Source organism: Lysinibacillus sp. AR18-8 (assembly GCF_001705465.1).
GTDB lineage: Bacteria > Bacillota > Bacilli > Bacillales_A > Planococcaceae > Lysinibacillus > Lysinibacillus capsici.
The window spans coordinates 155,317-175,598 of the sequence record NZ_MDGU01000008.1; the positions used below are offsets into that span (position 1 = coordinate 155,317).

The 20,282-nt window shown below is 38.2% G+C and carries 28 protein-coding genes; all 28 read right to left on the reverse strand.

Annotation, left to right across the window (positions count from 1 at the left end; genetic code table 11):
- Positions 1-140: 140 nt before the first annotated feature.
- Complete coding sequence (locus tag BFM98_RS07370; RefSeq protein ID WP_066036962.1) at positions 141-827, reverse strand: M15 family metallopeptidase; 687 nt, start codon at positions 825-827, stop codon at positions 141-143.
- Positions 824-1,081 carry a phage holin gene (locus BFM98_RS07375; RefSeq protein ID WP_066036963.1) on the reverse strand — a complete coding sequence of 86 codons (258 nt, stop codon included), beginning with the start codon at positions 1,079-1,081 and terminating at the stop codon, positions 824-826. Before BFM98_RS07375 ends, BFM98_RS07370 begins: the two co-directional genes overlap by 4 nt.
- Before the next feature lies 1 nt (position 1,082).
- Positions 1,083-1,283 carry a hemolysin XhlA family protein gene (locus BFM98_RS07380; protein ID WP_066036964.1) on the reverse strand — a complete coding sequence of 67 codons (201 nt, stop codon included), beginning with the start codon at positions 1,281-1,283 and terminating at the stop codon, positions 1,083-1,085.
- 64 nt (positions 1,284-1,347) lie between these two features.
- Entirely contained in the window at positions 1,348-1,506 is a 159-nt protein-coding gene (locus BFM98_RS07385; protein ID WP_373565030.1) for an XkdX family protein, read from the reverse strand.
- Positions 1,503-1,724, reverse strand: a complete 222-nt coding sequence (locus BFM98_RS07390; RefSeq protein WP_083225298.1) for an XkdW family protein — start codon at positions 1,722-1,724, stop codon at positions 1,503-1,505. The genes BFM98_RS07385 and BFM98_RS07390 overlap by 4 nt, the downstream gene beginning before the upstream one ends.
- Positions 1,724-3,052, reverse strand: coding sequence for an Ig-like domain-containing protein (locus tag BFM98_RS07395; RefSeq protein WP_175400726.1), 1,329 nt, complete (start codon positions 3,050-3,052; stop codon positions 1,724-1,726). The genes BFM98_RS07390 and BFM98_RS07395 overlap by 1 nt, the downstream gene beginning before the upstream one ends.
- Positions 3,053-4,284: 1,232 nt before the next feature.
- Entirely contained in the window at positions 4,285-4,929 is a 645-nt protein-coding gene (locus BFM98_RS07400; protein ID WP_066036966.1) for a hypothetical protein, read from the reverse strand.
- Complete coding sequence (locus BFM98_RS07405) at positions 4,926-5,228, reverse strand: hypothetical protein (RefSeq protein WP_066036967.1); 303 nt, start codon at positions 5,226-5,228, stop codon at positions 4,926-4,928. Before BFM98_RS07405 ends, BFM98_RS07400 begins: the two co-directional genes overlap by 4 nt.
- Positions 5,222-5,923 carry a phage tail protein I gene (locus BFM98_RS07410; protein WP_066036968.1) on the reverse strand — a complete coding sequence of 234 codons (702 nt, stop codon included), beginning with the start codon at positions 5,921-5,923 and terminating at the stop codon, positions 5,222-5,224. The genes BFM98_RS07405 and BFM98_RS07410 overlap by 7 nt, the downstream gene beginning before the upstream one ends.
- On the reverse strand, positions 5,916-7,034 hold the full coding sequence (locus BFM98_RS07415; protein ID WP_066036969.1) for a baseplate assembly protein: 1,119 nt from the start codon (positions 7,032-7,034) through the stop codon (positions 5,916-5,918). Before BFM98_RS07415 ends, BFM98_RS07410 begins: the two co-directional genes overlap by 8 nt.
- Complete coding sequence (locus BFM98_RS07420) at positions 7,031-7,357, reverse strand: GPW/gp25 family protein (protein WP_083225300.1); 327 nt, start codon at positions 7,355-7,357, stop codon at positions 7,031-7,033. The genes BFM98_RS07415 and BFM98_RS07420 overlap by 4 nt, the downstream gene beginning before the upstream one ends.
- Positions 7,354-7,743: a phage tail protein gene (locus tag BFM98_RS07425; protein WP_066036970.1), complete on the reverse strand. Its 390-nt coding sequence runs from the start codon at positions 7,741-7,743 to the stop codon at positions 7,354-7,356. Before BFM98_RS07425 ends, BFM98_RS07420 begins: the two co-directional genes overlap by 4 nt.
- A gap of 4 nt (positions 7,744-7,747) precedes the next feature.
- Positions 7,748-8,290, reverse strand: coding sequence for a phage baseplate assembly protein V (locus BFM98_RS07430; RefSeq protein ID WP_083225302.1), 543 nt, complete (start codon positions 8,288-8,290; stop codon positions 7,748-7,750).
- On the reverse strand, positions 8,290-9,300 hold the full coding sequence (locus BFM98_RS07435) for a phage late control D family protein (protein ID WP_083225304.1): 1,011 nt from the start codon (positions 9,298-9,300) through the stop codon (positions 8,290-8,292). Before BFM98_RS07435 ends, BFM98_RS07430 begins: the two co-directional genes overlap by 1 nt.
- Before the next feature lie 4 nt (positions 9,301-9,304).
- A complete protein-coding gene (locus BFM98_RS07440) occupies positions 9,305-9,511 on the reverse strand; it encodes a tail protein X (protein WP_066036971.1) in 207 nt (68 codons plus the stop codon).
- The gene (locus BFM98_RS07445; RefSeq protein ID WP_066036972.1) at positions 9,504-11,954 is read right to left on the reverse strand and encodes a phage tail tape measure protein; all 2,451 of its coding nucleotides are present in this window, start codon (positions 11,952-11,954) and stop codon (positions 9,504-9,506) included. The genes BFM98_RS07440 and BFM98_RS07445 overlap by 8 nt, the downstream gene beginning before the upstream one ends.
- Before the next feature lie 166 nt (positions 11,955-12,120).
- Complete coding sequence (locus tag BFM98_RS07450) at positions 12,121-12,459, reverse strand: phage tail assembly protein (RefSeq protein WP_083225306.1); 339 nt, start codon at positions 12,457-12,459, stop codon at positions 12,121-12,123.
- Between the two features lie 14 nt (positions 12,460-12,473).
- Positions 12,474-12,992: a phage major tail tube protein gene (locus BFM98_RS07455; protein WP_066036973.1), complete on the reverse strand. Its 519-nt coding sequence runs from the start codon at positions 12,990-12,992 to the stop codon at positions 12,474-12,476.
- Positions 12,993-13,003: 11 nt separating this feature from the next.
- A complete protein-coding gene (locus BFM98_RS07460; protein ID WP_066036974.1) occupies positions 13,004-14,425 on the reverse strand; it encodes a phage tail sheath family protein in 1,422 nt (473 codons plus the stop codon).
- Positions 14,425-14,829, reverse strand: coding sequence for a hypothetical protein (locus BFM98_RS07465; RefSeq protein WP_066036975.1), 405 nt, complete (start codon positions 14,827-14,829; stop codon positions 14,425-14,427). The genes BFM98_RS07460 and BFM98_RS07465 overlap by 1 nt, the downstream gene beginning before the upstream one ends.
- Positions 14,819-15,319, reverse strand: a complete 501-nt coding sequence (locus BFM98_RS07470; protein ID WP_066036976.1) for a hypothetical protein — start codon at positions 15,317-15,319, stop codon at positions 14,819-14,821. Before BFM98_RS07470 ends, BFM98_RS07465 begins: the two co-directional genes overlap by 11 nt.
- Entirely contained in the window at positions 15,320-15,886 is a 567-nt protein-coding gene (locus tag BFM98_RS07475) for a phage tail protein (RefSeq protein ID WP_083225309.1), read from the reverse strand.
- A complete protein-coding gene (locus BFM98_RS07480; RefSeq protein ID WP_066036977.1) occupies positions 15,883-16,197 on the reverse strand; it encodes a hypothetical protein in 315 nt (104 codons plus the stop codon). Before BFM98_RS07480 ends, BFM98_RS07475 begins: the two co-directional genes overlap by 4 nt.
- Positions 16,190-16,390 carry a hypothetical protein gene (locus BFM98_RS07485; protein WP_066036978.1) on the reverse strand — a complete coding sequence of 67 codons (201 nt, stop codon included), beginning with the start codon at positions 16,388-16,390 and terminating at the stop codon, positions 16,190-16,192. Before BFM98_RS07485 ends, BFM98_RS07480 begins: the two co-directional genes overlap by 8 nt.
- 13 nt (positions 16,391-16,403) lie before the next feature.
- Complete coding sequence (locus BFM98_RS07490) at positions 16,404-16,730, reverse strand: DUF2190 family protein (protein ID WP_066036979.1); 327 nt, start codon at positions 16,728-16,730, stop codon at positions 16,404-16,406.
- Positions 16,731-16,748: 18 nt separating this feature from the next.
- On the reverse strand, positions 16,749-18,206 hold the full coding sequence (locus BFM98_RS07495) for a phage major capsid protein (protein WP_066036980.1): 1,458 nt from the start codon (positions 18,204-18,206) through the stop codon (positions 16,749-16,751).
- Positions 18,206-18,805, reverse strand: a complete 600-nt coding sequence (locus BFM98_RS07500; protein ID WP_139111226.1) for an HK97 family phage prohead protease — start codon at positions 18,803-18,805, stop codon at positions 18,206-18,208. Before BFM98_RS07500 ends, BFM98_RS07495 begins: the two co-directional genes overlap by 1 nt.
- Complete coding sequence (locus BFM98_RS07505; RefSeq protein ID WP_066036981.1) at positions 18,777-20,279, reverse strand: phage portal protein; 1,503 nt, start codon at positions 20,277-20,279, stop codon at positions 18,777-18,779. The genes BFM98_RS07500 and BFM98_RS07505 overlap by 29 nt, the downstream gene beginning before the upstream one ends.
- Positions 20,280-20,282 lie beyond the last annotated feature (3 nt).

A 20,282-nucleotide genomic window follows, 5' to 3' on the forward strand; every position in this document is an offset into this window, starting at 1 on the left:
AGTAATGTTTTTTGAATTTCAAACTAAACTCTTGAAATATTTTATTAAGATTGTTTTTTCAACTTAAAAAATATTTATCAAAATGTAATTTTTATTTCTTTTTTAAAGCCTATTACCAATTAAGGTAACAGGCTTCGCTGTTAAGCACTACGTTGAGCAATGATAATCTTCAATCCTTCAAAATCACCACTTGTCATGCTTCCATTATCGAATTTCTCCAACCAAGATTTATCGACCAATTTTTTATCAACTGATTGTTTAATATAATCACGCACTGCATTTTCAGTTGTTGGATTTGTAAATTTCATAACATCATCATCCTTTTCTTTTGGTTTATCTTCAACAAATAGTTGTACTTTTAATTTGCTATTAGATGGAACAATTACTTGTCCTTCCAACTTGTATCCTTTTGGCATCTTCCATGATGTAGGAATCTCGAAATGTGGGGCATCATATTGTCCAGCAGGCCAATATCCACCCCATGTGATCCCTAACCGTTTGGCGATTACACCAACCTTCGACAATGTAGATTTATCATATAGATCGCGAGGTGGAGCTACGGCAATATCCCATGCTCTACGTGATGTGTGATTACTTAATAACGTCCAAGTAACTTTATATAATTTATTTCCTGCATCATCAAAAAGCCTTGTACGCCCTTGCTCATGTAAATAATTTTGCCGTGCTTGGCTGCGATAAGTCTCTGTTATAAAAATGTCCACAATTCCAGCTTTGTAACATTCCTGGAACAATAGGCGACATGCAGTTTGAGCAGCTGCAGTTAATTCGCTTAAATCTCTGCATGTTTGAGTTACGCTTGCACTCATTTATCATCATCCTTTCGGCTGTATCTCATCGCTTTCTCACTATCATTTAGCCCTGGTGTTGTTGGATCACTCACGACACCAAATAAAACTAATAAAGCAAGCACAGTGTTAAAAATATCTGTTACTTGCTCATTGTAAATCGTAGTATCAAAGCCAAATAAAGCCGCAATTTGTTGAATTAATAACAGTAACAATGAGAATGCTCCCACTAAAAATGGCTTATGATGTAAACGTACTTTCCAGTTAATTTTCATATTAAATCATTCCTCCTTTTATAATAAAGGTCAACATTGCTCCCACTAGTCCACCAATAACTAATCTTAAAATCCAAGTTGTATTATCTTTGATTCCACCAATATCTTCTCTAATTTCCCTGATATTTGATTCAGCTACGGCTAAGCGAGTTTTCACATCAGTCATATCATGTTCTAACTTCCCAATACGTTGTTCATCCATTAGTTCACCTCGGAAATCAATATAAAAGCCCTTCACAAGACTGTGAAAGGCATAATAAATAACGCTAAGCCTCTGCTTGCGTCTCGAAATCTTGCCCCGTAATTTCTTTGTATTGTTTAGGTGTAATTTCTCCAAAAGGATTAGCATCTGTTTTAACTGCTAATCGTAATTGTGCTGCAGTCACCCATTTATACATAAAAGCGATTTGCCAAAATTGCATCATGAAACACCCCCTTTCAATGCCATTACTTCTAGCTTTAACTGTGTAACTGTTTCACCAAGACTATTTATAAGAAGATCCTTTTGAATGCCCTTAATCTTCTCCTGGGCCAACTGTTCACCAAGTGACGATACTTGTTCATCTATTCTCAGTCCAGTTCCAACCTTTACAGGCTGACCCATAGAGCCATCAGATTCACGTTGTTTATATTCTAAAGCCATTATTCAACCGCCCCCGATATTAGATGGATTTTGTGATTTACCATTACATCTGACCGTGTTGTAGAGATTTTCAAAATGATGTTGTCTTTCGGCTCTGTCGTCTCAAAATAAAAAGTATCTTCAACGATGCCGTTTGTAGGCATAGGAGCCGTATTATTGGCCGTTAGCGTTTCATACTGCTCTTGCTCCCCTACTAACGTCATAGATAACTCAACTGTTAGATCCATGTCCTCGTCACGTTCAATGAACAATAAAACGCCCTTTGCGGATCCAGCAGGAGGTGTAATCTTGTACCTCGCCACAGCATGCAAAATAGGCGTTTTCACTTCATTTTTCTTTAGTTTTATTGTCTTGCTTGTCTTAGCGCCATAGTTATCAATTACTTCAATAACAATGGTATTTTCACCTACTACAAGTTCAGCGAGTGATACATCAAACTCCCAAGCGCCGCCTGGTCCGTTATAGATTTCTACAGGGTTGTTAGCATTTACTTTTTTGGTTACTTTAACATTCGCGTTTGCGTCTGGATCAGATGAAGTACCACTGATTTTAAATTTGTCTGTATCGACAACTCCTGAAGGGACAACAGCGTCAACAGATAGTAAAGGAGCTCGGTTAGGCACGACATAAAATGTACGTTCAATAGTAGCTGACTGGCCGTTTTCACTATCTACTGCCCAAACCTTCAACGTGTGGGCTACACCCTCCGCTAATGTGCCAGTGAGGACCATTTCACCATCAAACAGCTTGCCATCCTTGAATGTTAGCTGCTTGGATAGTGTTATTTGCGTTTGACTGGCATTAATTGCTAAGACTTTTCTTTGTTCACCGTTAATTTGATAGAAAACTGTTACTGATTGGTCTTTATCTGCATCGTAGGCATCGCCTGTGAGGTTTATTGTGTCGTTTTCATACAATGTCTGATTGTCAGAAGGTGATATTAGGGTAACCGATGGCGCTTTGTTGATACTTAATGTCCCTCTAAACATCGGACGAGGTGCATTAGAAGCCCCGCTGATGTTTTGTATATATAGTGTGGCGGGCGGGTTTTGCAATGTTACCGAAAACGTAGGGTCATAAACTACGAAAGGCACTGTTAGGTTGTCTATACTAGATGTGGCGACAAATTCACCTTGTGTCCAACTATCACCGCCGTTACTACTGTAAAAACTTGCAATGTCGTTATAACTATCACTTTGTATGATGGCGCTTGTAGACACCGCAACAACAAGTTTATTAGAGGCGTCTACCGAAATAGTTGCATCGTGGCTATGTTTACCACCTACGGAATTGGTTAGATATTTAATTCCGCCCCAAGTAACGCCCACGTTAACACTACGGCTGTATACCACGTTGTATGTCGAATTGCTAGCGCTGGTATAGACGCTACAAACGGCATGTAAAACCCCGTTTTTGTCTACTGCTAACGATAGTTTGCCTAGCGGTAAACTGTGAGCAAACACTTCGTAATTTACAGATGAACCATTACTGCTATTGATAACATGAGAATATATGGTATAAGTGCCAATTGACTGATTGTAATGTTGACTTAATGCAATCGGAACACCATTTCTTACTACCAGATCAACGTATGAGTAGTTAGTTGTACTTGCGTTCAACTGAGTTGTATTTGCAGCGCCGTCCCACGTACTACCGCCATTGGTACTCTTGGTATAACGTAAATTCCACGAGTTTGGATACGTCGTTGTTTTAGCTACCCACAGTAGGTGGATTGCACCGTTTAAAGGGTCTGTAGCAATAGACACCGAATTGACGCCCGTTTGCCCTGAAGGTGTAAGATTTATGACAGGCTGTACGGCGTTTTGGACGGTTGCGGCATCAAATTTCACGACCCCAGTCATGCCGCCACTAGTCGCCACAGCTGTATACACGTTTGTACCATGACTAGCTATCGCGAAGTGTGCTGTCCAGCCCCCGTTGTTATAGCATAGTTGTGACCACGTAGTCCCACCGTCTTTAGATACATACCAATAAACTGTTGATAGTGACTTATTCGCGGCAACCATAACAAGCCACCCGTTGCTTAGTCGTGTGACTTTTCTGCCGCCTGTGTTTTCGTATGTGATTGCGGACGTCGTTATCGTTCCAGGCTCACCAACCACTTCAGCGCCTCTAACGTACCAATAACCGTCTGTATGACGTCCGTTGGCGGGATATGTGCCATTCTCAGCCACGATGTTAGATTGCACTAGTGACCCTTTGTTGTAACTCGGTACTGACGTGACCTCACTCGCCTTTTTTTCTGCTATTGTTACATTATGTGATGCCCCTGATAAATTACCTTCGTTTTGCGCGTAGATAGTAAAACGTTGTAAAGTAGAACCATTTATTCTATAGGCTACATCACCTATATTAAGTGGTACGCTGTACCCTATCTGATTAGATACACCATAACTCCCGTTCTGGCTATAGAATGTATAGTTTCTATACAAATCCCAAAATGTCATTGGCGTCCAACCAGCTTCACTACTCCACGGACCTTGGGAATAAGTATAATTTGTTATCGTATTAAACTTATCGTAATAATGCTGTGCCATTCTTAAACCACCTCCACTAACTCAACGCTATATGTCTGCCAATCACCGACACCCATTTCAGCATTTGTTGTATCGATTACCACATTACTTCGAGCCACTTTTGCACCTTTTTTGTACGCATTTTTTAATGCTTGTACCTTGATAGTGTTTGTTCCTACCTCAGTGATCACAACGTCCTCTATATGTTCATCATCAAAAATAGTGACCTGTGTGAAAGCTGTGAATCCTTCTACACTGGCCACTTTAATAGTAGTTGTACCTATAGCAACTGCTTCAACAATATCTGTTAAAGTTTTGTCTAATTTAATTTTATTTGAGCTGCCATCAAGTGTATCTGCAAATGTTCCAGAATTGCCTGGCACTCGACCATCCAGCTCCATTTGGATCTGCATACGTCTAATAGTGGCTTTTAACTCTACAATGTAATCATGAGCAGAATATATTCCTTCATCCATGTGATTTAATCGTTTAGCATTTACACGTGTTCCAGTTTCTAAATACTCATATTCTGGTTGTCCAGTGAGTGGATTGTTGATAATCTGATTATTTTCATCCCGTTGAGGTATTAATTTGCCATCAGGACCTATTTTCCAAATACGATCTCGCCAGTGAATCAACTCGTATTTGTTAGAGACTACTAGACTCATACCTGCAACTCTCCTTTCAACGTGCCAGTGAGCGTAAAAATGATCATTACACCATCATCGCTTTGTTCTATTGATGTTTCATATCGATCTAATTCAATTCCTTGAGCATCAACTAATTTTGCATTGGTTACATGACCATGACCATCATCCAAATACACATAAGTTTTTACTGTGTCTCCTACAATCTCCTGCGAATGGAATGATTTGATCACATCTTGGCCGTCTATTGTCACAACAGCCTTTTTCATCATGTCTCTCCAAAATTCATATGTTCGGTCTAATAAAATACGTGTTACCATGTGTCTATCACCTCGCTAGCAAATATTTCACCACATATCGGCATGTAAACTGGATACGTGTAGTTTTTCGATTCAATTTCAATTGATTTTTTAGTGCCTGCACCTGGTACACCTTCACAATAAATCTCACCACAAACAGGCAAGTAAACTGGATAATGTGACTTGCTAGTTTCAATTTCGATATACTCATTTTTGGGCAACTTTACAGCCACAAAGTCGAGCCATGATCTTGTGTTTTTATATTCGTTTACTAGTTGCCTAAGTAAGAATAAAGTTTTACTTGTAATGTTTGTGGTAGTTACTTCAACTTTAAAGTGAAATGGTTCTCCTTCGTATTGAAACCATTCAATCACATCACCAGGCAAATTTAACGCTTCAAGGACCTGTTCGATTGCTGCAGGTGTTCCTTTGCGTCGGTGGGTATTGATAGCTGTTTGAATAAGATTGATTTTTTGTTGGCGTGTAGTAGCCAACGACAATCCTTCATTCCAGCCAATGTGTTTCTCCCACAACAAATGGTCTAACACTGCATCATCTAATTTATCTAAATGTAACGTGTAGTTAATTTTATAAGCCCAATCTCGCATTTGATCCAATGATGTCTGCAATGTTTTCGCTAAATTTTTAACCTTTTCATCTTGTAGTAGGTTATTGGGGATCTCACGTAAAAGCGTATTTTGTTTTAAGTCAATCATCCTCTAAGCCCCCAAATGTTACATTTTTGTTTTCCATAACAGCAACTTGGCCTTTATTAATAGCCATAAAAAAAGGTTTCCTTACCTCGACTCGCTTTGCTCCAGCCTTATAGCAATCGCTAATCAATTTTGATGGATTGATGTCTCGACCAATCTTTGATGATTGCCATTTCCCATACTCATCAATAGCTTTTTCAACATTTTGATGAATGAGTGTTTTATCTACCGCATTTGTTTCGATGTAATAAACAACATCTAAATCATAAGTGACTATTTCTGGAGCACTTACAGTAATAAAATCTGTTAGTGGCCGTACGTCCTTGGCATTCACTTTTTCATAAATTAATTGAATAATTTCTTCTGAAGGTAATTCTCCGTTTTTTAATAAAACGCTGATATTCACATAACCAGGTTGTGGAGAATCTACAAAAATGTCGCTAATCAATGGTGATGCCGATTTTGCATAATACTCATATGCTCCTGTCGGCCCTGCATTAGAGAGTTTTTCAGGTGCTAAATAAATACGATTTCGGTATGATTCCTCATCTTCTTCTAGTGATCCACCTGCTGAAACTGTAATATTTTCAACTTTGCTTATATATGGCAATGGCTTCACTAAGCTGTTGATTTCTCCAATAGCAAAACCATTACCTTCAGGACCTGTGATGGTGCACTTTAAATTAATATCAACAAATAAATCTGTCGTTTCAATAACAGCATCATGTGTAGAAACAAAAAAAATAGCCCCTTCATTAGAAGTAGCTAATAGTTCCCCTTTCTTTATGATTTTTGATGTTGAAAGAGGTAAAGACAAATGCATACGTAATGTGGTTGACGCTGCTGTTGCTTCTAAAACAGGTGTATCAAATTCAGCCCCTCTGTGCTTTAATATATCTCCACGCGCATAGTAAAGTAAATTTTGTTTGGCTGCGTCATTTATGGCCACGTTTTGTTTAGTAATCACAGATGCACAAGTTAAAAAAATGAGCCTCAATGGATCTGCTTGTGCAAGTTTCCTTCCTTCTTCTTGTTCATACATTTGAATGAATTCATTGGCCAGTTCTTCAGGGTTAGTTGTTAAAAAATTTATTTCAGGCAAAATAACCGTCACAATACCACCCCATTTCTAAGACTAAAAATTATTGTTGGATAGGCTTGGCCATCCACGTTTACATCTAGCTTTACTTCCTCTACAATCACACGCGGTTCATATGTTTCAACTGCTTCGAAAATTTCTGCAACAAACAACGGATGAAGGTTCGTTACTGACTTATCTACAAATGATTCAATTAGCCCAAAACTGCGAAAAAGAGGTACAGAAAATTTGGACGTACCAAGGATTGTATTTATATTTTGAAAGATTTCTTCCAATACACTATTAGGACGAAAGTTTATAACTGAAGGATTGTAAGTTAATGTATATTGTTGTGTCATACATATTCCTCCATCGTTATTGTAATACCAGCACTCAATATGTTGCCTTTGTTGTCGAAATAGTCCCATGATTGATCAACGCTTGGCAGATACCATTTATTAACGCCAACACGTTTATTTCCAATGATTAAAGTGTGTGCTTCTCCACTACGCACACACTTGATGAATTTATCTAATTCTTTGATAGGATTCACGCCATGAAAGGCAGAAAAGTGCATAGTGAAAGATACTTTTCCATTATCTACGCCTGTAAATTCAGACTTTGATTTTTGGCCATGTATATCATGCTTTGACCATCTTGCTGATTCACTACGCTTAAAACCATCAAATGTATTGACTTTCTTATCTGATACAGAAAAAATTACATTGCCCCATGTCCCAATCATCTAATCATCCTTTCGTTGGTGTACCAGTAGTACCTCCAGGAGATGGATGGACGTGATTCACTAGACTGACCCCACCAGCGATAATATCTTTAGTAACGTGTAGGTTTCCATCTAGGAACATATCACTCTCTGCCTTAATATTTATAGGTTGTTTTGCCACAATATTAATTTCACCAGTACAATCCATAACAAGTGTTTTAGTATCCAAATCGTATTTGAGTATGGTACCATCTTCAAACCAAATACCTATACAATCTTGTTCTCCGATTTCTTCAGGAGGCGTATCGACATCAGAATATACAGCACCAATAATAAATCCCGTGTCAGGCGCATTGGCTGCAAATAAAACTATAACCTGCTCCCCTACACTCGGCATCCAGTAGTGTTTCGTTTTCATTGTCCTGAAAGGTATTACACTTAATTCATCTGATACAGCATCATCACAATCCTCAAAATGTACTCTTGCTGTTGCCTTTGCACGATTGATTGATGAAACAATGCCGTATTTAACAGCTTCAAATGAAGTTGATTGCATTGACTTTGACATTAATAACTTAGCACCCCCCTTAAATTAATATCTGTTGTATAACCGCCTGTTACATTGTGTCCAGCAGACTCTATAATATATTTACCACTAAAAGCACCAAACTTTTTTAGTTCGATAGTTAGCCCTTGTACTAATCTCTCGTCACCTAACAATGTAATTTTCCCCGTTTTAGAACGCTTATTTTTATTGCGTGCTTCTGCTTGTGCCCATCGTTTAGCCTCATCTAAATTTTTAGCCTTTTTATTAACCTTGAGGGTAGGTCCACTTTTCACACCTGGTACATTATAGGTGTATTTTATGGTTTTCTTTTTTGTAGCATCAGAATAAGAAATCTCCACTTTGGCATACTGTTCTTCAGCTGCAGTTTCTTTAAAATCGTATGATTTAATATCATCCTCACCTCGGGTAATTGTTCGGACGGCTGATTTCTTTTCATATTCCAACTCGTCATAAACAATAAGCTGATCATTTGTTACCTTGATGGATAAACCCTCTTTCTTGGTGATCTCTTTAGCAAAGGCCAAGTCAGTTTTTTTTGATTGTTCAACACGTTTATATTTGTGGTTAGGAGCATCAAAAAATAATTTAAGCCCTGCTGATTTTGCCACATCTGTTAAAATCGTCTTTAAATCTGTATTTTCCCATGCTTTCGTTTTCTCAGTGTCTTTACCACCTTCATCGAAAGGTGTTGAAACAGCTTTAATTGAGACTTTATCTGGTGGTCCCTTAAAACTTACATCGTCAATATAAAAAGTGCCGCATTTTAACTGCGACACTTCTTTTTCTTTACGCCAATTTTCAAGACGGATTGTAGCATGTATCTTATCACCTTTACCTGGTAACCATGGATCCTGCCATTTCTTTTCACGATCTTGCAAATCTAATTGGATTTCATCACTTTTCCCTTCATTATCATTGTACTGAAATGAAGTTAAATCAGGCGCTAAGTCTGCTGTTATGTTTTTCCCATTGTAAGAAATAACGACAATTGCTTGTCTTGTATTAGTCACTATATCACCTCATCCATGGCGGTTTATTAGCGATTTCTTTAATCGTGTCAATTTCAGGCAATATTAACTCAATACCAGCTGAAAATACAACTGTTTGAATGTGTTTTGGGTTGGCATTCATTACTTGGTCCATCACCATTTCTGTGCCGTAATGTTTATAACAAATTACATCCCACTCATCACCTGAAATTGTCTTATACAGCTTACCCAAACGACAATCTCCTTTCATTTCGTTGTATTTCCGCAATACGAGCTTCTAAATCGTCTTTATCAGCATCCGCATGTTGTTTAACACTATCTAAATCCTCTGGTCTTTGTACACTGTACTGTGGCGAATAATGAATAACAATACTTCCACCATTACCACTAGAGTCAGCTACTTGTTGAGGATTAATAATTGATGCATCGGGTGCCACTTGTTTTTGTAAATCTGCAAGCATTCCATCATTGTTTAACATGCCAAGTGCTTGGCCAGTTTGTAGCCATAAGTCTCTGCTTCGTTGACTATTATTCCAAGGGATTACAGACTCTGTGTCACCGCCCTCACCAATCCATGCTAACGTTGGATTACCAACGATACCACCTTCAGCAAAGCCAGGGAGCTCCCCTAAAAACTTACTAGCTGCGCTTTTCAAAGGTTTAGGTACTAAATCACCTATCGCGCCTAAAACAGCCCCACCCATGGATTTAATACCGTTGATCAATCCATTGATAATTGCTATCCCAACATCATACAGATTAATTCCTTGGAAGAATGAAATTATGTTGTTCATGATTGTTGAAGCTGTTGAAAGAATAGCATTCCAGGCACCATCCCAATCACCTTGTAATAGCGCCATCGCTGTCTGTATCACACCGTTTACAATAGCCAAAGCATTTTGTATTACCATCTGTATATATGGGAACACATATTGAACTACAGTTAAAATACCTTGAATAGCTGGTACTACTACATTAGTGAAAATCATTGCGATTCCTTGTATCAGCGTAGCTATTACTGGAACTGCTGTTTGAATTACAGAAACAATAATCGGAAATACAGATTGAATAATGGTTGATAAGACGGGAATTGCTGCAGTTGCGATTGACATTATAGCTCCACCTAAAGAAGAAAATGCCTCCATAATTACTGGAAGGTAGCTCATGACAGTTGAACCTATTGCAGATACACCATTTATGAATGTCTCTTTTAACAGGGCTAGCAATGGAGATATGGCGTTTCTAAATGTTTCCGACTTCTGATAAGCAAAATATAATCCAGTGCCCAATGCGGCTAATCCTGCAACGATAAGCACAACAGGATTGGCTAGCATGGCTGCATTAAATGCACGCATTCCACTGGATACAGCTGCAAGCATTCCTTTAAATCCTCCACCTGCAAAAGTAGAGGCCAACATAGCTGTACGATGTGCCGCCATTAAAGCTGTGCTTGCTTTTTGAATGGTGTTATATATCTTTTGGTAGGTAACGATAGCAGATAACCCGACCTTGTAAGCCGCAAATGCGCCCACTAAACCCAATACAACAGGTCCAATAACCGAGAGCACCATTTTGAGCCTTGATACAGCATTAGGTAACCTATCCTTTAAATATTGAGCAAATATATTGAGATATGGAAGAACTGCATCTCCTATTGGATAAACCAAATCCATAAATAAAATACGGCCTATCCCTCGGATGGCCGCATTAAATGAACTAAACTGTATTTGGTTTACTGTCTCCATTGCTCCTTCAAAGCCCTCCATGGCATCGGTTGATCCTAACATCGCATACATAGCTGTAGACTCTAAATCTTCCCACTTCGTTCCGAATAATGCCACAGCTAATTGGTTGGCTGTAACCTGGTCATCCATGCCTTGGAGCTCTTTTGTCACAGCGCTTGCAACATCTGCTACAGATGCCTCCCCACGGTTAAAACTTTCCCACAAATCAAATGTTGATTTACTCATAGCAGAAAAGGTTTCATCTGTTGATTTTGAGCCGTCTTTAACCCTGATTTGGAACTCTTTCATTACATCGTTTACATAATCTAAATTGTAAACACCTGCCTTGGCCCCTCTTTCCATGATTCCAAAGTATTCGTCAGCACTATAGCCCATTTCTCCAAACAACGGTGCATATTCGGCCACGTTATCTAACATTTCATCAGAAAAATTAAGACCTCTTTGCGCTCCTGCTGCAAAAAGGTCCATTGCGGTTGCTGAATTAACACCAAAGCTACTCATCATATTGTTAGCAGCCCTGGTCACTTCATTTATATCCTCGTCAAAAGTTTTGGCAAATGATAAAGCCTCACCAGTAAATTGCTCTAAATCCGCATCACTTAATTCATGCATGTTCTGCTTAACCTTAGCGAGTGCATCCGTAACTTCTTCAAAGGAATCTCCATAGTTATTGCGAAATAAATTCTCTGCAGTCCCTTTTAAATCCTCGAAATCATCACCAATTAAGCCTGTTTGAGCTGATAAAGTGGCCAATTCTTGACTCATATCAGCTACTTGTGAAATGGCATTAGTAAGAGCAGCTGCACCACCAAGAGCAGCTGCGGCACCACCTAACGCTTTCATCATTCCACCAGCATCATTAAAAGTGTTGGTAAAGCTACTCGTTAGTTCTGCTCCAAGTCTAAAAGCAATATCAAATACTTTAGACACTAACTTTCACCTCGCTTCTTTGGCTTTTGTGCATCGATCCGTTTAAATGTGTTGTACCAACCAAATAACCTACGTATAGATAGCTTTAAATAAAAATCGACTGGTGTTCTGCTTTGTAATGCACAATAAGTACACATCAAACGAATGCTTTCAGCTGGTTCCTTGGCTATTTGCCACCTAATAAAAAAAGCGATGTTCGTGTTGTAATCTTTGCGTAATCAGGTGCTGATAGTTTACGAATTAGATCAACATGAACTCTCGCTGCTTTTGATGCCACAATAGCTAGAAAAGGCTTAGACATTTCTTTTACCATAACCATTGAATTTTGTGGTGCTTCAGCATTAAATTGAGCCTCGGCTTTTTCAATATCCTCTCCAGTTAGACTTTCAAAATCTAAATTAATTTGATTTATTGTTTGATCTTCAAATACAATTGGTCGTTTTAAAGTAATCTGCGTCTCTAAGGCTTGGTTGTCCACCATTTCAACATTTGTTTTATCATTCATTGTTCATTTTCCTCCTATAATCCAATGTTTTTTCGTACTTGTTCTAAAACGTCTTTTCCGTTTATTACACAAATGAAATTAAATTTATCAATTTCAATCACTGTTTTTCCATCAATCATAATTTTGATGTAATGTACCTCAAACTCATTGGCTGTTTCTGTAGAAGCACCGATAGCAAGTTTCCCAGGATTAAGATTTATAGGTACACAACGTGTTTTAATAACAACTGATTGATTTACATATTCACCTTTACCTGCATCAAATAATTGTTGGTTTGCACGTAAATCTATCGAATGGGCTTTAGGTTCTGCAAGCGCAATGGCATCCTTTGTAATTGTTCGCCAGTTAATTTTTAAAGTTTGAGATCCGTAATGTCCCACAACAGGCGCATTCACTTCACCTGCAATGCCAGCACCTTTCATTGTTTCAGTAAGTGCCTCAAAAGACGGTAGCTCAACCTCGCCTGCACCCAGGTAATCCGTTACATTCTTCCAAACTGAGTATTGAGTTACTAATTGATCTTGTATATTCATTTAGTTTCCTCCTAACTAAAAAGCGCACTGAAATAACCAGGATCAAATTCAAATAATCCTTTTATTTCGCGCGCTGGTGTTCCTGGTGTGAGATACAAGTGGAAAGCATAAGAGCCATCCATTAGATCGGTTGTAGCGTTTTCTTCTTCTGCAAACTCAATTCGACCACCCAAGATTAATTGGCGTGCCTTTTTGCTGTTAAGATCAATGTTTTTACTATCAACAATATTTTCAATTAGTTTTGGATTTCCTGGCTTGTCTACATTATTCCAAAACGAAAGAATAAATTGATTTTGCTCATAAATAAACACACGACGTACTGAAATAAAGGCATCCTTTGGATCAGTATTTGTTGGATAAGCAGATGTCCGATGACCCCAAGCACGCCAACCTCCAGTCCAGTTAAGTGCTGTGACGATACCTTGGCCATTTAGATAGTTTGCTTGTTCCAAGCTAAGTAAAATTTCTGTACCATCTTCTAGTACAGCTGCATCCATTTGTAAGTTTTTATTTGAAAACTCTTCACATGGATAACCTTCGTTGCTTGCATCAACTAGGTTTGCTAAACTAGCTGCTTGTGTTGACATATGATACTGTTTTCCACCAAGAGATATTTTTGGCCAAAACACTAGTAAATCTTCGTTATCTAAATTATTTTGATTTTTTACCATTGGGGCTTGTGTGTAATCTTTTACTTCAGTTGTTGAGAGGTCTGCAAATGCAGTAGCACCAAACAAACCGTTAATATTACTTACTTTGGCTTTCATAACAGCAGCTACAGCAGGATCTGTTGAATATTTAGGAGCAATAAGTATTCCTGGTACTTCGCGGAACCTTGGAAATACTTCGTTTGTTAATTCAAGTCCTTTTAGATTTCCTTCTTGTGATACACCGCCAATAATATCTGCGTTAGTGACCAGTGAAGGATCTAACTTTTTGTATTCCACTTTGATTTCGTTAGCGGCTGAAGTAAAAATGTGCAAATGGCCATTATCGTCAAATTCCACCTCATAATCTTCATACGTAGTGGCATCATCAACACTTTTAACGACAATAGTAGATTTAAGTACCCCATCTTCTTTAAGTACAGCTTCATTTTTAATTACAGGTAATTGTTTAGTTCCTGGAACAGAATGCTTTTCAGGATCTAAAACATTAATCATTACCAATGGAGCTACAGCAAAAAGCGCGAAATGCGAACTAATTGACTCACAAATTGTATATTTATCAAAATCATCAAGATAACCCATTTTCTTTACACATTCTGAATACGTATAGCCAAACATTGGTTTATTCACCAAAGATGCAGGATCTTCTGTCAAATGGATTGGAGCAGTACCTACAATAACAGTTAATCCAGCAGTTGATTTTACAGGTGGCTTAATAGATGTTGGTAACTCATGTGTATAGACCCCGTGTTGATAGCCAGCCATTAGTTAGCCCCCTTCCTTGGTACTGAATAGAATTCTCGTATTGCATTATAATAACGATTTTCTAAAGTACCTTTTACTTTAGTCCGACTTTCTACCTCTGCCATTTCTAAAATCGGCACGAATAATTTTTCTATTTCAGGGCATTTCTCAATAAAACTATTAATATGTGGTGTAAAAGTTGTTTCAACCACCGTGTATGTTGGCAAGCCTAGTACATTAGGGCCAACATAGATTTTTTGTGTAATACTTGTTGCTGGAATAACATTTTCCTTAGAAATAATTGCTGATTTATCTTGCTCTACAACGCCTCCATCTGAATGCGTTGGAAGGGCACTTTCTATCGTTTCTCTTACTACTTCAGGAGAAACAGGCTCTACTTGGTTTTTAATACGTTCATTGGCCATTTATAAACCCTCCTTGTGTTAATGACCTACTTTCAAAGGTCAGTTGTACGCCACCATAATAAAAGGGATGGCGTTCTTCTTCACTTCCATCCAGTGCCCAACTTAATGGATACTTGAATAGATACTTATTCTCTAAAATAGGATTGCGATTGAAGTCATTCCAAATGGCTTGAATACAAGCCATTACATCATCATATCCCTCTCCCTCCAAACCCTCATTTTTCACACCAATTAAAATATTCAACACATTTTCCTCTAAACTTTCATTACTCTCTTTTTGTCCTTGATCGATTTTAACCAAACAAAAAGGATACACTTCATCATGTGTATCCTCATCTGAGTAATTAAATTTGTCACTTGTTCTTTCAGGAATCTTATGACGAAAAATCTTAAATGGTGTTTGATTGTTATAGGAAGTTTTCAAAGGGAAATCTTTTAATATTTCAGCTAGTCTATCAACTAAAGCATTTTGTATGTTAGCAACTGTCATTTAACTCGCTCCTAATTGCCCTAAAATTCGATTGATTTCATGATTCAAACGTGTTTCATACGTAATCCATGATTGTTCATTAATTTTTCGTACCGTTTCCTCATTTCCAATCATTTGAGGTATTGAAGGACCAAAAAGTCTTGCAATCGGTAACCTTTTATTCGTTTCACGTTTAAATAGTTTAATACCATGTAAATTAGCTACAAATGCTCCTAAAACTTGTTTCATCCCATTCTTTTTAACAGCAATTTTTAACTGGCTTTTTCGTTTGGGATTGACTGTTTTAGGTGATACTTTAAATCGGTCTAACGGTACAGCCTTACCACTAGATCTTACTTCTGCTGATAAAACAGATTTACTTGCCTTTGTAATTTTTAATGTTGCTTTAATATCTGCAGGTTTAAGATGATATTTTGATCGTGTTTCTTTCGTAATATTGCTGGCGGTATTGGTGGATGCTCGATTTAATGAATTGGCTATCGCATTGGGAGCTCGATTAGCAAATTGACCAAGTCTCTGTTCAACATCCCTTAAAGCAGCTGCATCGACTTGAATCAACATACTCATTCTGTGTACCTCATTAGTCCAATTGTTAGCATTCCTAAATTATTACGGACAACTTTTATTCGATATTCTTTCCCCTCAAATTCCATTATCCTTTCAGGCTGCGGAATACCTCTAAAATAAGAGGACTCCACATGAAAAACTACATCACATGAAGCCAACTTCTTATCAGTATTAAATTGGACCATTTCATCACTATCACGAACAATTTTCATTGCATTTTTATTGATGATGACCGTTTCTGCAAACTCATTTTCATTTAAAAAAACATTATTTACATCTTGTAATAAGAAATCTTTAAAAGTCTTATTCATGATCATCATCTGCTTTTCTCACGCGGCGACCTTTTGGTTGTTCATCCTTACTATCTACTGCATTTGCTACTTTTGCAGAACCACCCTCGATTAATTTAGTAGCAAAGGCATCATCTGCTGAAAAAACTTCACCTGGCGGAATCATTCGTCCAGCGAACCATACATGAGTGATTGACTCTAAAATAATGGCCATATCATTACCTCCACTAATCGATTTTTACTCGGGCAATAGTTCCAGCTTGTGATTTTGGCTCAATAATCCAACCTGCAGGTGTAGCATCTGTTTCGGTAGCCTGTACCTTGCCATCTTTAAAATAAACAGTTTGGCCAATCGTAAATGCTTCTGTAGTAAGGGCAGGTAAATCATACACACCCATTACATTGATAGCTCCTTTTGTACCCACAGGAATTGCAGTAGCCGCAACACCAATGCGGTTGGATAAGGAGATAACTTCGCCTGCTACAATGTCCGCACTAGTGTTATTAATAAAATCAATTGTTTCGCCACGTTGTACATATTTTGCTTGCGCCATTTTGTCTTAACCCCTTCCTTATTTACCGTTGTTTTTAACTACTGTTTGATAATCTACAACTGTTACACCATAATCCATATAAATGTCCCATAGGAAACCTAGTTGGCCAGCTGGTGCTTGTTTCATGACAATCGTCGGCATATCTTTCCCATTTAGGAAATCAACTTGAATTGGTGAACGTAAAATATCTGATGTTACATACCATTCTAATTCGCCATTTACACTTGCATCATCAAGCTCTGCATCTGAAACGATTGTAAATTGATTATAGAATGGGTTTGGAATATTAGGATTCGCTTGTGATGGATCCACAGTTGAACCAATTAATTGACCTGCCTTTGTTTCAAGTGAAGTTGGTACTAACATGAATCGTGCAGGAATATTTAACTTCACATCGCCACCTGCAGCCGTTTGTTTTCTTAATAGCTGACGTGCTTGTGATAATGTATCAACTGATGGGGCTCCGCCTGTGGCCATAACATTTTTATGATCCGCATGGAAGAGTGTCTTACCATCCCAAATAGCTGGATTTTTAGCTAGAGTTTGATATACCAAACGGTTAATACCAAGTCGTGCTGATTGAGCATATAGGGCTGGTCTAGTTTCAATGAAACTTACATCATCATTAATAAATGCTTGACGTGACATGGAGAATTGACGGCCATAAGTTAATAATTGACGTGTTGGACCTTCAACACCATTAGGATCATCATGTTTCAATTCACCATTCTCTGACACTAACAATAGTTCCCCTGCAGTACCAACTTGATATGTTTTAGTAGGACGGAAATCAGTTAATGTTCCACGACGTGTCCAATGTTGGTATGTTGTAGCTGCGTCTGTATATGCTTGTTGGAAAACATTACGAGCAGTTTGATCGATGATGTTTGTAAATAGAGATGTTGGCGTTAAATGTTGGCGTAAAAGTTCATCATCACTTAATCGATAAGCGTTATTTACACCTTCGATAATGAGTGATTCCTTTGCTAATTCACGTAATGATAAATTACGTAATTCTCCAGCGCCATCATTCGGCTTTTCAACGTTCATTCCAACACGTAAAGCTAGTCCATCTGCAGCTGCATCACGGAATTTATCACGCTCATCTTTTCCCATTTGAATACCTGAAGGTTGTGGCGCGCGATCTTTAATTTGCTTTTCCAGAATGAATTGACGCACCTGATCAATTGTATGGCCATCTTTAATATAATCTTCAGCATTTAAACCAAAGTCTCGACAAAGAGATGTGATTTCAAGTGCACGTTGGCGTTCGGCCGCAAGTGCACGCTCTGAGTTATCTACTGGTGTTGGTGCTGGTGTTGGCTCATTTGGATCACCTTGTGCACGGAGAGCATCAATTTTACTTTGTAATTCATCAAATTCTCGCTTTTCTTCAACTGATAATGCACGATTTCCCTCTGCTTTTGCAGCATCAACAATCGCCTTTTGACGTGCTAACATTTGTAATAAATTCATTATTTTATCCCTCCAAATAGGTTTTCATTAAGTAAAATTTGGCGTTCATAATACGAATAGTCGCCTTTTTCTTGTATTTCTTGCTCAAATTCATCTTCCATATCTCGGCCTACTCCTACTGATGCATCAGCTGGCACAGAAACGATACTAATTTCATATGGCTGCCATTTCAAAGCAACGCTACACGGTCCCACGTGGCGACCATTTGCAGAAGTTTTACCAGGTGCCACTTCTTCCCATGATTCAACTTGATAACCGACTGATACAGCTTTAAGAGTTTGAGATTTTACTTTTTGATAAATCACATCTGATTCATCATCTTCATCAAAGGTAACTTGCGCATAAGCTCGATTATCCTTTGTCCACGCTTTATCGATACGGCCAATTACTTTGTCACGATTATGGTTATATAAAAGAACACCAATTTCATTTAATCGACTTAAATCAATTGCGCCTGGTTCATGTGAGAGAATTTCAGGACCAAACCAACGTTGATATGGTTCTTCTGATGAAAAAGACAGCTCAAATGTCCGTTTATCGTCATCTAATGAGCGAATATCAAAGGATAAATCACGATTCATCTTCTGGTTTTTCGTCATCTGTTTCCTCAATGAGTTTGTCGATTTCTTCGGATTTTGTTGCGGATTCACTATTTATCACCCCCTTTTCTTTCATATATTCGATTTCACGTGCACGCTGATCAATGATTTCACGCCAATCGTTCCCCGTATTCCCTGCAATCTCTGCAAGAGTAGTTTGATTTGTTTCCAGCGCTATTTTATTTGCATTTGCTTCTTTAAGAGGATCAATCCATTTCATACCTGGTGCAATCCATTCATGCTGTAGGTAGTTCTCTTTTTTAGTATGAAAGTCTTTAATACTGATCTTCCCAGCCAAAACAGCTGATTCAATGAAAGCCTCATAGACAGGGATAAAAAAATGATCGATTAAATATTGTTGCTGCATTAAATACGTTTTTTGGTCCTCTAATAGCCCTTGGCGAGCTGATGAATAGTTGACTTGTGACATATCACGTGCTGCAACTTCATAGGAAATGCCTTGAGCCGAACCTGAAAGGCGCTGTTGTAAACGAATAAATTCGGCTGAGTTAGCGGCCTGTGCTGGAGGCTGAACAACATGAACATCGTCCCCTGGATTCAATTCCATCATCATACCTGGACTAAGCATTTTTCCTGCATATCCAGTCCGTTTATCAGGTTGGCCAGTTCCTCGTCCAAGACCTCCACCATTATTAGGCGTTATTCGCTTTATTAAAACCGCTAACAATGCTGCAACACGTTCTTTTACAGATACAGCTTCCATAAATTGATTCATGTCGCGTACACGTGGGAGCGTAGACGATAATTCGCTCATTTCCCGTAACTGACTAGGACGTTTTTTCTTGAATAAAAAAAGCACATCTTTAGCGTCAATTCGCTCAGATGTACCGATATAGTTTCCATATGCATCATATTTTTTTAGATAATAGGCAACTGGCCGATTATAGGCATTGTATTCAATACCGTTCACAATCTTTTTTGTCGTAGTTGTAGGAATCATTGTATCTAAATCATCTACCTCATAGATTTGTAATGATAAAGGTACAACACCATCATCAATATATCTCAAAACTACAATAATCCCACCGTCTACCTTTTGGCGTCGCACAAGCATTTGACATATTTCTGAAAAACTCTGTTGTTGTGTGACATCACAATTTTTAGGACGGCACCACAATTTGAATAATGATTCTATAGCTGTATTCAAATCTTCATTTTCAGTTTTCGCTTGCAACTTAAAGCCTCCACCAACGACATTTCGTTCAAATGCCAAGACAACACTTTCTAAAATGTCACTATTTCGTTCTAAATCACGGCTTCTCGCACGAATTGTATCGCGATACATTCCATCAGTAGATTCAGCTTTTGCATTTACAGCTCGCCACCCTGCGTTTAAATGATCATCCCCAGCTGCGTCATATGAACGCATGTCATTAACGGCTTTTCGATAACCCAAACGTTTATATGCAGATTCAGGAGATAACCAAGCAATTGTTCTATCTAACCAATTCATTAA